At 40.5% G+C, this 13,323-nt stretch carries 12 protein-coding genes; 6 read left to right on the top strand and 6 right to left on the bottom strand.

What is annotated here, in order from left to right:
- Positions 1 to 134: 134 nt before the first annotated feature.
- Both QE417_RS06525 and QE417_RS06520 read right to left on the bottom strand, forming a co-directional pair.
- Positions 135 to 1,301, bottom strand: coding sequence for a FecR family protein (locus tag QE417_RS06525; protein ID WP_311948536.1), 1,167 nt, complete (start codon positions 1,299 to 1,301; stop codon positions 135 to 137).
- Between the two features lie 69 nt (positions 1,302 to 1,370).
- Positions 1,371 to 1,955, bottom strand: coding sequence for an RNA polymerase sigma-70 factor (locus QE417_RS06520; RefSeq protein ID WP_311948533.1), 585 nt, complete (start codon positions 1,953 to 1,955; stop codon positions 1,371 to 1,373).
- 298 nt (positions 1,956 to 2,253) lie between these two features.
- Between QE417_RS06520 and QE417_RS06515 the strand changes: the two genes are divergently transcribed.
- From QE417_RS06515 to QE417_RS06505, 3 genes are all read left to right on the top strand, one after another.
- Complete coding sequence (locus QE417_RS06515) at positions 2,254 to 3,324, top strand: PAS domain-containing protein (RefSeq protein WP_311948532.1); 1,071 nt, start codon at positions 2,254 to 2,256, stop codon at positions 3,322 to 3,324.
- Positions 3,325 to 3,393: 69 nt separating this feature from the next.
- Positions 3,394 to 5,373, top strand: a complete 1,980-nt coding sequence (locus QE417_RS06510) for a PAS domain-containing sensor histidine kinase (RefSeq protein WP_311948529.1) — start codon at positions 3,394 to 3,396, stop codon at positions 5,371 to 5,373.
- A gap of 66 nt (positions 5,374 to 5,439) precedes the next feature.
- A complete protein-coding gene (locus QE417_RS06505; protein ID WP_311948526.1) occupies positions 5,440 to 5,661 on the top strand; it encodes a hypothetical protein in 222 nt (73 codons plus the stop codon).
- An 80-nt stretch (positions 5,662 to 5,741) separates the two neighbouring features.
- Here QE417_RS06505 and QE417_RS06500 read toward each other — a convergent pair whose 3' ends face one another.
- Together QE417_RS06500 and QE417_RS06495 are read right to left on the bottom strand one after the other, a co-directional pair.
- Positions 5,742 to 6,533: an SDR family NAD(P)-dependent oxidoreductase gene (locus QE417_RS06500; protein ID WP_311948524.1), complete on the bottom strand. Its 792-nt coding sequence runs from the start codon at positions 6,531 to 6,533 to the stop codon at positions 5,742 to 5,744.
- Positions 6,534 to 6,638: 105 nt separating this feature from the next.
- A complete protein-coding gene (locus QE417_RS06495) occupies positions 6,639 to 7,802 on the bottom strand; it encodes a zinc-dependent alcohol dehydrogenase (protein WP_311948522.1) in 1,164 nt (387 codons plus the stop codon).
- A gap of 160 nt (positions 7,803 to 7,962) precedes the next feature.
- Between QE417_RS06495 and QE417_RS06490 the strand changes: the two genes are divergently transcribed.
- Positions 7,963 to 9,492 carry an FAD-dependent oxidoreductase gene (locus tag QE417_RS06490; RefSeq protein WP_311948520.1) on the top strand — a complete coding sequence of 510 codons (1,530 nt, stop codon included), beginning with the start codon at positions 7,963 to 7,965 and terminating at the stop codon, positions 9,490 to 9,492.
- Positions 9,493 to 9,578: 86 nt separating this feature from the next.
- On the opposite strand, the gene QE417_RS06485 is transcribed toward QE417_RS06490, so the two are convergent.
- Together QE417_RS06485 and QE417_RS06480 are read right to left on the bottom strand one after the other, a co-directional pair.
- Complete coding sequence (locus tag QE417_RS06485; protein ID WP_311948517.1) at positions 9,579 to 10,208, bottom strand: hypothetical protein; 630 nt, start codon at positions 10,206 to 10,208, stop codon at positions 9,579 to 9,581.
- A 23-nt stretch (positions 10,209 to 10,231) separates the two neighbouring features.
- A complete protein-coding gene (locus QE417_RS06480; protein ID WP_311948515.1) occupies positions 10,232 to 11,068 on the bottom strand; it encodes a hypothetical protein in 837 nt (278 codons plus the stop codon).
- 131 nt (positions 11,069 to 11,199) lie between these two features.
- On the opposite strand from QE417_RS06480, the gene yiaA reads away from it, so the two are divergent.
- Together yiaA and QE417_RS06470 are read left to right on the top strand one after the other, a co-directional pair.
- Positions 11,200 to 11,667 (top strand): inner membrane protein YiaA, encoded by a 468-nt coding sequence (gene yiaA / locus QE417_RS06475; protein ID WP_311948513.1) that lies wholly within the window; start codon positions 11,200 to 11,202, stop codon positions 11,665 to 11,667.
- A 246-nt stretch (positions 11,668 to 11,913) separates the two neighbouring features.
- Positions 11,914 to 13,281 carry a sulfatase-like hydrolase/transferase gene (locus tag QE417_RS06470; RefSeq protein WP_311948510.1) on the top strand — a complete coding sequence of 456 codons (1,368 nt, stop codon included), beginning with the start codon at positions 11,914 to 11,916 and terminating at the stop codon, positions 13,279 to 13,281.
- Positions 13,282 to 13,323: the final 42 nt, after the last annotated feature.

Genomic DNA, 13,323 nt, shown 5'->3' with positions numbered 1-13,323 from the left:
GTAGGCTTAGGTATCCGAGTTGTTTGGTAATTAGGGGTTTAGTTTATTAAAGTACTTTGATCTGAACCAATCCAAACTTTTAGCCGGAAGTGCTTGGACCCACTTCCGGTTATTTTTTGAATGGTGTTGTATGTTTAAGGCATAACAATCACCCTCCTTCCTTCAATTTTAAAATGCACGGCTCCGGTTTCCTCCAATGAGGCTAAAACTTCTGTAATGGGTTTGTTTCTTGAAATAGTGCCCCCAAAGCTTTCTTGTGATATGGCACCCTGGTACACTACATCCACATTATACCAGCGGCCTATTTCAAACATAATGCGCTGAATTTTTTGCTCTGTAAACTGAAAATTTCCGTTTTTCCAAGCAGTTGCTTCATCTACATCAACATATGTGGTGGTAATGGCTTCGGCATTGGCTGTGGCCTGCTGGCCGGGTAGCATAATTTTTTGCTGTTTTCCTGAAGTAAACTTTACGCTGCCTTCCAGCAATGTAGTTTTAACCGCCGGCTCTTCGGCATAGCTTTTTATATTAAATTTTGTACCCAGTACTTCTACTACATCGCTTCCAACTGTCACCATAAAAGGCCTGCGGTGCATTTTACCGCTCATATGCATCTGCGATTTGGCAATCTCAAAGTATGCCTCGCCTTTAAGATTTAAGCGCCTGTTAAACTGGGTGGCAAAATTAGCAGGTAATGTAATACTGCTTTGCGCATTTAACCATACTTTAGAACCATCGGGCAAAACAACCTGATAGGTGCCGCCTTTTGGTGTACTTAACACCATTTCCTGTTGTTTGGCAAGCGCCTCTTTAGCGTAGTTAATACCGCTGCCATCTTTATAATGTAAGTCTCGGGTATCAATAACCAGTCCTTCCTTATTATCCTTCAGTTGCAGGAGCTGACCGTTTGGTAACTTTAAAGTTGCTGTGTTTTTTCCGGGATGAATTGAGTGAACCTGAGCTACATCTTGTACAGAAGAATTCTTTAAAGCATTTACGCTGAACACCCAATAACCAGATGCTATTATTAATATTGCAGCGGCGGCACTAAACCATTTTTTATAAGCAACTAATATGGATGGGGCTTTTTTATCAAGGCTAACCTTAGCCATTAACCGGTTATAAATATCAACCCTTAAATCATCAGGGCTTTTGAAACGGGAATTTTCTAATTCTACATCAGTATCATCAAAAGAAGCATACCACTTTTCGTAAAATTCCTTTTCTTGGGTTGAGGCTTCGCCATTTGCCCATTTATGGGCAATTTCCTGAATATATTTTTGATCGTTTTTGGATTTCAATGTGATATTTTAACCACATAGTCACAAAATGGATATTGAACCCTATATAGATTGTGAAAAAAATTTAAACTATTTGAATAAAAGGCATAAAATAATTGGAATTTCAACTTTTAAATTATTTTTAAGCACTTTTAATGCCCGCGTAATGTGGGCTTCGACTGTTTTTTCTGAAATTTCGAGCTTTTGAGCAATTTCCGCATGACTCATACACTCTTCGCGGCTCATTTTAAATACCAGGCGGCATTTTTCGGGCAATTGTTCAATATGGTAGTCCAATTGTTGCTTCAATTCCCGTTCCGAAAGCCAAAGTTGAGTGCTGTCTACTCCGCTAACCTCGCCTGCGGCTTCCTCAATATCGATCAATTTGCCTTTAAAATATCGCCGGCTTTGATAATTAATAACTTTATACTTTACGGCTGTACTTAAATAGGTATTCAGGCTATATTGTAAGTCAAGAATATGCCTTCTCTTCCAAAGGCTGAAAAAAACATCCTGAACTACCTCTTCAGCTTCGGCCTGATCATCAAGGCGATGAAAGGCAACGGCAAAAACCTTATCCCAAAACCTACGGTAAATTTCTGTAAAAGCAGCATCATCATCGCCAGATAACTTTGCGATCAACTCTGCTTCGGTACATAAATGATAACCGGACATTTAATCAGGGGGATTAGTAATACAATATTATAAAAAATTAATGATTTTTTAATATCAGGTAATCTGGTAATATGGCTTAAAAGAAATAGTATTTACAATTTACAAGTGTTGCCTATTGTTATGGCACAGATCTACACCAATTCGGAGTACAATAGAATATTCTTGCTGTAACTCGAGTGCAATTTGTACTTTTGAGAAAAATTCTTCTATAAATATATACTGCCGACTTCTCAAAGTTCTTTTTTCTGCCGATACATATTCAGAGGAATTAATTTAAGCTGTTTGATTAGTTATACTTATGCTTCATTCAAGTGATACATTGTTTATGGGCCTTTTTAACCAATTGCCCGAGCCGCGTTTGGTTATTAAACCAAACGCTCCCGATTTTACTATTGTAACTGTAAATGTGGCTTATGCTGTGGCAACCGGTTATGCGGCTCAGGATCTTGCCGGGCAAAGCCTTTGGAAGGTTTTTGGATCAAATACGGCCAGTTCAAATGTGAAGGAAATTTTTGAACAAGGGTTGAACGATGTACTGCTGCACAAAACAGAAATGAAGCTGCCTATTTTCAGGTATGATATTTCTGCTACATCTGCCAGTCGTTTAAAGCCACGCTGGTGGCAGGTTGATATTTCACCCGTTAATGATGATAATGGCGATATTGCTTATCTTTTATGTACTACCCGCAATGTTACCATTCATGTGGAAGACCAGATGCAAATACTGCGTGGGAGCCAGGAACAGGCAGCTATGCTCATAAACCAGCAGGATAGAGATGAGCAGATAAAAATATTGCAAGGACAGCTTGTTGAGGCAACCGAAAATACCGAAGAGCAGGTTAACCGGCGTACCCAAAACCTTTCGGACAGTGAATACGAGCTTAGCCGTTTATTTGCCGTAACCCCGGTAGGTTTATGTATTTTAAAAGGAAGCCAATTTGTAATACAAAAAGCTAATAAACCAATGTTGGCTTTGTGGGGACGTAAACAGCAAGACGTAACAGGACGCCCGCTGCTCGAGGTTTTTCCTGAGTTAAAGGGGCAGCCTTTTCCGGCATTGCTGGAAAAAGTGGTTGCCGATAAAAAAATGCTCACTTTAACAGCTCAGCCTATATTGATTGTACAGGGCGATGGTAAACCGGTGAAAATTTTTGTTGATTTTAGTTACGATCCTCTTTTTAATACCGCAGGCAACGTGGAAGGCGTGCTGGTTACGTTTAACGATGTTACCGAAAGTGTTGATGCCCAGCAGATACTGCAAAACCGCCAGGAAGAATTAGAGACCCTGAACGAAGAGCTTAACGCTGCCAATGAAGAACTCATGCGCATAAACCAGGAATTAAATATACTAAATAACAGTAAAAAGTAAACATTTACATTTCTTAGTAGTTATTTTTAACAATTGCTGGTTATTACACTGCCAGTTTAAACAGGCTTTATGACCGGTAGTGAAGAACGCATACGTATTTTAGAACAGCAGAACAGGGAGTTGCTTGCTGAGAATTTGCGTTTAAAAACATCGGGCCGTAGTGAAAATGATAGTCGCGACATTCGTGAAGCAGCAGTAGAGCAGGTTCGGCAATCAAATATCCGTTACCAAACTATTTTCGAAAACTCGCTTTTAGGTAACAAAATAATCTCTTCCGATCTTAAAATATTGCAGGTAAACAATACCCTTGTGAGTATGTTGGGCTGCAAAACCAAGGATGAACTCATAGGGCATCATATTTTAGAATTTTCACACCCCGATTATAAAGCCGACTGGCAAAAACTTCAGGAAAAATTGTGGCGTAAAAACCTGCCCTCATTTAGCCTGGAAACCTGTATGGTTGATAAGAAGGGTAACGATTTTTGGGTAAGTGTAACATCTATACTGTTTACCGATGATGGAGGTACCTTGGGCTTTACCATAGTTGAGAATATTAACGAACGAAAGCTATCGCAGCATAACCTGCTTTTAAGAGAAAGATGGTTTAGACGAATGACCGATATTATGCCGCAGCAGGTATGGTCGGCCGATGCTTCGGGCAATATCAGGTTTGTTAACAACCAATCATGCGCCTATTTTGGGTGTGATGAAGACGAACTATTGATAAACGGCTGGCAGGACATTATTCACCCTAATGATGCTGGCGGCTGTATGACAGCTTGGAAGCATGCCATTAAAACCGGTAGTCCTTTTACATATGAGTTCAGGCTGCGCAATGCGGGTGGTTATTATCATTGGTTTTTAAGCCGCGCTGTGCCGGTAATTGATGATAATCAAAATACTATATGGCTGGGCACTAATACCGACATTGACCTGCAAAAAGCTAAAGAAACACAAAAAGATGAGTTTTTGAGTATTGCCAGTCATGAGTTAAAAACACCATTAACCAGTTTAAAGCTCTATAATCAGCTTGCGGCAAAAAACGGCAGTCCCGATAAGAAACAGGAGTTTATTGAACGTTCGTTTAGTCATATACAACGGTTGGAGCGTTTGATTTCTGATTTGTTAGATGTAAGTAAGATAAATGCCGGTAAAATGAATTATGAAATTCAGCCATTTGAGTTTAACGATATGGTGACTGAATTGACGGCAATTGTACAATCAACTACTACTAAACATCATATAAAAGTTGAAATTAATGAACCGGCTACTGTTACCGGTGATAAACATCGTATAGAACAAGTGTTGAACAACTATTTGGCAAATGCTATTAAATATTCGCCCAATGCCAATGAAGTGATCATATGTTCTAAAGTGGTGGCAAATAATATTGTAGTATCGGTACAGGATCATGGTATAGGCATTAGCAAGGATGATTTGACTAAACTATTTGACCGATACTATCGTGCCGATAATGCAGCCATGAAATTTGAAGGCCTTGGTTTGGGGCTTTATATATCGGCCGAGGTATTAAAGAGGCACAATGGTAGCCTTTGGATAGAAAGCGAACCAGGTAAAGGATCGATTTTTTATTTTATACTACCACTTAATGGCGAGAGTTTAATTCAGGAAAATGGTACCGATGGACATTCTTACTATTACAGCAACTTTTTAAACATTAATTACAACCCTGAAAAATACAGGTTGGAGGCAGACTGGGTAGGCTATCAAAACCTGGAATCGGTAAAAAAAGGCTGCATGATTATGCTCGATTTACTTAGAAAAAATAACTGCAGCCGCGTACTTAATGATAATACCAAGGTAATGGGTAACTGGTCTGAAGCAGCCGACTGGGGAGCTGAATATTGGTTTCCTGCCATGGTAGAAGCCGGGCTCACACGTTTTGCATGGATATACTCTCCCAGCAAATTTAGCCAGCTTGCGGCTAACAAAACTCTCGAAAATGTACCCAATGAATTACAAACCCGCTTTTTTGATAATAGGGAAGAAGCAGAGCATTGGCTTAATACCTCAACACTCTTAAACTAAAGTAAGCAACTATCTCAATCAGTCACTTTAAGGTAAACTATATCTATCCTGGTATGTTGATTTGATATGAGTTCAGCATTTGTACGTGAAGGAGATAGTGAGCAATTAAGTGATGTTGCACCTAATCTCACCGCATTAGAATTGTATTTACGCCGCGAATATGGTGGCACCGTTATCAAACCATTAAAAAATTATCAGAGCGATAAATATGCCCGTGAAGCATATGACATGAGCGACGGACTAACCTATGCGTTAAATGATGAAAACAAGTGGGTAATATTATTATAGCATAACAAAAGCGGCTGTGTAACATATACAGCCGCTTTTTTGCTGAACGGGTATGGCAAAATATAGCCATACCCATTTAATTATTCGTTTACGGGCTTTTGCTGCTCATTCATCATGTGGGCAACCGTACTGTCGGGTGTTATGTTGCTCATGGCAATCTGCACTTTATTCTTAAAGCCCGAAATTACTTTGTCCTTATCATCCTGCAGGGCCTCATAGCCGTCTTTAGCAACATCTGCCGGGTCGCTTAATGAGCTTTTATCCTGAACTATTTTGCTGTCCTGCATATTGGCCTTGTTAAAGAAATCCGTATCAGTTGCCCCCGGCATTAAAGCGGTGACGGTGATATTGCTGTCTTTTAATTCTTCGCGTATGGCTTCGGTAAATGATAGTACAAATGCTTTTGTACCGTGGTAAACCGACTGCCATGGGCCAGGTACTTTACTGGCTATTGATGCCAGGTTAAGAATTTTACCCTCATTGCGGGCTACCATATCTTGCAAAAAGCATTTGGTTAAAATTACCAACGAAGCAATATTCAGGTCAATTATACCAAGCTCGCGTTTGATGTTAGTATCCTTAAATTCGCCATATAGCCCTTGCCCGGCATTGTTTACCAATACATCAACCTGTACGCCTTTGGCTTTAATTTCGTTATATACCTCAAAAGCAGCCTCGCGGCTAAACAAGTCTTTAGATAAGGTAGTTACATCCACACCATTTTGGCGTAATTGAGCTGCACAATTATCAAGGTGCTGCTCATTACGGGCTACTAAAATTAAGTTATATCCATCGGCTGCAAAAAGCTTGGCCAACTCAAAACCAATGCCGTCTGAAGCACCGGTAATTAATGCACATGGTTTGTTGTTCATAGTTGTATTTTTATGCCTCTAATAGTCTATTGGCCAATGGCTATAGATTTGCAGGCCTGTTTTTAAATTTAGTTACTAACTCTTTTTAGAGAGAAGAGCATGGTTTTATCCCCAGGGCTTTAACACCACTTTAGTACAATCATCTTCTTTTTTCTGGAACATTTCGTAACCCTTCGCGGCTTCGCTCAAAGGCAGGGTGTGGCTAATGATGTCGTCAAGCACCACTTTTTCTTCCTTAACCAAATCAATTAAATGATCAATATAGTTGAGCACAGGCGCCTGGCCTTGCTTAATGGTTATGCCTTTATCAAATATGCGGAACATGGGGAAGTTATCATACGGAGAGCCATACACACCCACAATGCTTACTGTACCGCTGCGGCGAACTGATTCAAAGCACAGGTCTAATATTTTCATACTGCCCACCTCAAAGTTTACGGCCGACTTAATTTTGTCCATAATACCCCGTTCAGGTTCAAAACCCACGGCATCTACACAAACATCGGCACCACGACCGCCGGTCATCTGGCGTATAGCTTCTACCACATCTACTTTATGAGGGTTCAGCGTTTCTACATGGTTTACGGCTTTAGCTTTCTCTAAGCGGTAATCTAACACATCAATTGCAATCACACGGCCCGCGCCGTTAAGCCAGGCTGCTTTTTGCGCCATTAAACCTACCGGCCCTGAGCCAAATATGGCTACTGTTTCGCCACCTTTTAGCTGCGCCCAGTCAATAGCCGACCAACCTGTCGGAAATATATCGGTAAGGAAAAGTACCTGCTCATCGGTAAGGTTATCGGGTACAATACGCGGACTGACATCGGCAAAAGGTACACGCACATATTCGGCCTGGCCACCCGAGTAGCCGCCGTATAAATCGGTATACCCATATAGTGCGCCGCCCTTTTTATCGGTCAGGTCACCATCGGGTCCATAATGCTCATAGTTTGAGTTTTCGCAATGGGGCGATGCGCCGTGCGTACAAAAAAAGCAATGCCCGCACGAAATGGGAAAAGGTACAACCACGCGGTCGCCTTTTTTAAGTTTGGTAACACTGGAGCCAACTTCCTCAACAATGCCCATAAACTCGTGCCCCAAAACCAAATCTTTAGGCTGAGGAACGCCGCCGCTTAGAATATGCAGGTCGGAGCCGCAAATTGCCGTTGAGGTTACTTTAAGAATTACATCATTAGGATGCTCAATCTTCGGGTCATCAACCGTATCAACACTAATGTCGCCCGGTTTGTGAAATACTGCTGCTTTCATAGATAATTAAAATTAGATAATTGCCTTAAGTATAATGTTTGAACAGATATTTAATTTTATGGTTTTATGTTTTAATTAAAAAGAAAATAAAATAGCTAATAGTTCTGATTGATGAAACATTTGCAAGTTTTGCTTTGTATTCATCATACAAACATTCAACATGAAAAACGTAGTTTCAAAACTTAACCGCGACGGAAAACAGGTTAGCCCGTGGCAGCATACGAGCAAAATACCGGTTATACATCACCATGAAAACATGGTATATGATTGCCTGATTGTAGGTGCCGGAATTACCGGCATAACCGCAGCGCTAAAGTTGCAACTGGCGGGTAAAACCACCTTAGTTGCCGAAGCCTTTACCATTGGATACGGCACCACCGGCGGCACCAGCGCACATATAAATACCTTTGCTGATACCACCTACACCGAAGCCGAAAGCGCTTTTGGAAAAGAAGGAGCCCGGCAGTTTGCTCATGCGGTGAATGAAGGCTTAAACCTCATCCGTAAAAATGTGGAGGAGTACCGTATTGATTGTGATTTTAAAATACTTCCGGGCTATTTGTATGCCGAGGATGAAGAGCAGGTAAAACAGCTTGATGATATTTACAAAGGAGCGGTTAGTGTTGAGGTACCTGTTGAATATGTATCGGATGTTCCAACTAATGTGCCTTATCAAAAGGCCTTAAAATTTGACGGACAAGCACAGTTTGAACCTATAAAATATTTACACAGACTTGCTCAAGAGTACTTAAAAGCCGGAGGCATTATCCTCCAGTATACTAAAATTGATGAAGTAGAATCAGGCGATGGAGTGCATGTGGCCAAAACAGGCCAAACATCCATTAAAGCTAAAAGTATTATTTACGCTACCCATATGCCACCCGGAATTAACGTGCTTAACATGCGCTGTGCACCTTACCGGAGTTATGTTTTTGGCGTAAAATTAAAGGATGATAAATACCCTGATGCTTTAGTTTATGATTTGCAGGAGCCTTATCATTATGTACGCACACACGTTATTAATGGCCAAAAGCTGCTTATAATTGGTGGTAACGATCATAAAACAGGGCATGATGATGAAGAGGCCGCCTTTGCCGATTTGGAAGAGTACACCCGCCAATACTACAATGTTGATGTGGTAAAATATCGCTGGTCGTCACAATACTATGTGCCTGTTGATGGATTGCCATATGTTGGTGAAATGCCCGACCGGGCCGATGGTATTTATTGCGCAACAGGTTTTAATGGCAACGGTATGATGCTGGGTAGTGTATCCGGTGCCATACTTGCCGATTTGATTTTGGGTAACGCTAATCCGCTGTCGCAATTATTCAGCATTAAAAGATTTAAGCCTATTGATGGCTTTACCGAATTTGTGAAAGAGAATGCCGATGTGGCCTGGCATTTTGTGGCCGACAGGTTTAAGGCAGAAGAAATAAAGGCTTTAAATGATGTTGAAACCGGTGTTGGAAAGATTATTGAATTAGATGGTAAAAAGGTTGCCGCATACCGGGATGAGCAAGGTGAGCTGCATACCTTAAGTTCGGTTTGCACCCACATGGGGTGTACCGTAAAATGGAACACTACCGAAAAAAGCTGGGACTGCCCATGCCATGGGGCCCGTTTTGATATTGATGGAAATGTTGTAACCGGGCCGGCCACTGTTAATCTTGAAAAGGTTAATGTATAGAACTATAAATTTATTACAGTTTTATGAGGGTTTGATGTATTGCAACAATTAGGAGTATATACAGTTGGTATGCATCGGTAATAGTATTAATTTTGAGGATTTACCAGGTTTAATACAACCTCATAAGTGTTTTTTTTCTCCCATCGTGCCATTAGCCAGGCAATAAAGGTTAGTGTAAAAATGTCGTTGTTTTGAGCTTGATTCAAAAAGTTTAAAACGGTGCCCCTGTAGTTCGTGTCATAGGTAACATCAGGTTTCTGCAGATATTTTTCAACCAGCCTGAGAAATACCAGCACACGTTCTTCCGAAGCTTTTTGCAGATATTTTTTATATCGTCGTCTGAAGCTGCTTAAGCGCGATGTAGCAAGCTCAATGTTATCAAATTGCGCCTGTATCAATATTTCCATCAGGTTTTTTCTGATAGTCCATAACATACCCATTTTCTTTTCATACCAGGCATCGGTGCGTGTTAACAAGGTTAATTGCTTTAAACTACCCCGGTCGTTACGTAAAGCTAAAAACATGGCCAGGCATATCCTTAAATCCTCAACATCTTCAGGTTTAGTCGTGTTTTTTGTATTCGAAAGCGACTTTTGCAATCTCGCAATAGCATCATCGGCAAGGCCGGTAAAAAACAAATTGAGTGCATAAAGCAAATTATGACGCAAATAAAACAGGGCATAGTAACGGCTGTCGGTTTCCATTAAACCAATCATTTCTTTAAGATAAGATGCGCTCTTTATGAAGTTTTTCGCCTTAGGTGGAAATTAGCCAGAAAATACAGAATATATATATGATAAAAAATATAAGATCGTTGATGTGTTTGGCTTTTAATAAATTGATCTGTGCGGTTAATGTAGCGCTCAATTAAGCCATAGTTTTGTTGTATGTCTGCATACTCATTGGCTATAAAAAGAATTTGGTACACCGATTTATAGGTCATCAGCTCCTGCCCGGAAATTTTGTATTTGCGGATAATGGTAATGATCAAAGCTGTTAAATTAACAACCTTTCCTTCCAGCTGTATTTGTTGTAACTCTTTGCGTAAAAACGCATAGGCTATATTTAGTTTAGCCTCGCGCTGCATATTCAACTGGTTTTGTTGAAAGCGCGTGGTTAAAGAGTCCAGGTTATCGGCACCCGGCAAATGTGCGTATTGTAACTTCAGCAGCAGCAGTTCATTCAATAAATTAAATTGTTCCAGGTTTTGAGCCAGGCGTTCGGCCTTATCTAAACATTTAAAAGCAGTTTTAACTGTGTCATTCTCTAATAAAAAACGGCCTACCACCACCAATCTAAGGGCATCATAAGTATCTGAATGGCTGCCTTCAAAAGTTTTTTGCGATAAATACTGCAGTAAACTATCCTGTAATCTTTTGCGTAAAGCGTAATAGGCATCAGTTTTTTTATCGGTGCTGTACAGCTTATCCAAGCTACTTATATCGTCAGATTCTATCAATTTTAGTAACTGCAGGTTTTTTACGTCAGCTCGTTTGTTTTTCTGCTTCAGAAATTGCCTGAATTGTTTTTTATCTGATGTTTTAAGCAAATTGATTAGCTCCGATAATGAATCCATAGGGCTATATATTATAGGCATAATTATACAAAAAGTATTAAATATATCGTCAGTAAACTCAGCATTCTAACTTTTGTAGTTGTGTTTTGCACCCGACATTTGCTTGCATAATAATTACAAAAACAAATATTATGGAACCGCTACAAAAAAGAACAGACGAAAATTTAAACATGGTACAATACGGTGAAAAAGGTAGAAATCCTTTTAAACCAACAGGCGCATTTATAGGGGCCTCGTGGTTTGCCTTATTAACCGGTACCGTGGCCTATTGTATAGGCTTGTGGAATGCCACTATGGAGTTGAACGAAAAGGGTTATTATTTTACCATATTACTATTTGGCTTGTTTGCAGTAATCTCGGTGCAAAAAAGCGTTAGAGACAGGGCCGAGGGACTTGCTGTAACAGACCTTTATTACGGCCTAAGTTGGTTTGCCACTATAGCATCGATGGTATTATTAACCATTGGCCTGTGGAATGCCGGCATAGCCCGAAGCGAGAAAGGCTTTTACGCCATGGCATTCTGCCTTAGCATGTTTTCGGCTATTGCAGTACAAAAAAATACCCGCGACGCAAAATTATTGGCCGATAAAGAACTGTAACGTAGCGGTTGCAACCCGCAGTGCCTTGCTCCGGCAGGCCTGCGGGTTTTTATGCTTTAAAAGCAGAACTGCCCTAATTGGCATATAGTACGTGAAAGCAAGAGGATAATTATTAAAGCTATAATTGCATGTAATAATTACATATCAGCATTTGCACAAATGTTTACTAATTCCGTTATTTATAACGTACCTATGTTTCAAAGCAACACAGGTTGCTGTAAACCGGTAATGCTAAGCTCATACTAAATGAAAAGAACGGGTGTATTTATAATGGCCATGCTTGCTGTTTTAAGCGTAAAAGCACAAAGGCCAAACATCGTATTTATATTGGCCGATGATTTAGGCTATGGTGATGTAGGTGTATATGGACAAAAGAAAATTCAAACGCCAAACATTGATATTTTAGCCCGTGAAGGTGCAAAGCTAACCGATTTTTATGCAGGTGCGCCGGTATGCTCACCGTCGCGTGGTTCGCTGCTTACAGGCTTAAACACAGGGCATGCAACCATCCGAGGCAATATGACAATTACCGGAGGAAAACCGGGTGGAAAAGCAGGCAAAATAGTTTACAGAGCTAATTTACTGCCCGGAGAGGCCACTATTGGCACCCTGTTGCAAAGAGCCGGATATACAACCGGCTTAATGGGCAAATGGCATGTTGATGGTTTTGATTCATTGGCCACACCGTTACAGCATGGCTTTCATGATTTTTCGGGCTGGCTTATTGCCTATCCCGAAACCTATTCAAGCACCTACTGGCCCGGCCACTGGTACCGTAACGGCAACATTGTTGATATACCACAAAATCTTAATGGTAAAAAGGAATATTATGTGAGTGAGCTGATCACTGATGATGCCATAAAATTCATGAACAAGCATAAGGGCGATAACAAACCATTTTTTGTAATGGTGAACCATTCTAACCCACACTCTCCGTTAGATGCGCCTTTAAATACTATTTACGAAAAGCAGGATTGGCCAGCAGGGCCCAAAACTTATGCTGCCATGGTAAGTTACCTTGATAATTCGGTAGGGCGTATTAAGAAGTATTTGATCGATAACGGGCTCGATAAAAACACGATCATAATATTTTGCTCGGATAATGGCCCGCGCTCAGAGCCTACACCCGCACTTACCGCTATTGCCCAATTCTTTGATTCGGGCGGCCCATTGCAAGGGTATAAGCGCGATTTAACAGAAGGTGGTATACGCATACCAATGATTGTATGGAACAAAAAACTGGTTGGCAGCGGCCGCACCATTACTGTACCCGGATATTTTGCCGATATAATGCCAACTTTTGCAGGGCTGGCAAATTATAAATCTACCATAAAAACCGACGGTACCAATCTGTCGCCATTTTTACTGAACAAGCAAAAAGTGGCCAAAGACCGCTTTTTGTACTGGGAGTTTTTTGAAGATGGTTTTACACAAGCTGTACGTTATGGCAAATGGAAAGCCATTATAAAAGCCGGTAAATTATCATTATTCGATCTGGAAAAAGACATTCATGAAGACAATGATATTTCGGCTCAAAATGTAGCTGTTGTAGCTAAAATTAAAAGTTATCTTACAACTGCACGTACCGATTCTCCTTATTGGCCGGTAAAATAATGTGTTGTTACAATCAACAGATTATTTTACTTTAAAAATTTC

It is taken from the genome of Mucilaginibacter terrae, from assembly GCF_031951985.1.
GTDB lineage: Bacteria > Bacteroidota > Bacteroidia > Sphingobacteriales > Sphingobacteriaceae > Mucilaginibacter > Mucilaginibacter terrae_A.
Note: the sequence above shows the minus strand (reverse complement) of the source record. Positions and strands in the feature narration are given on the sequence as shown.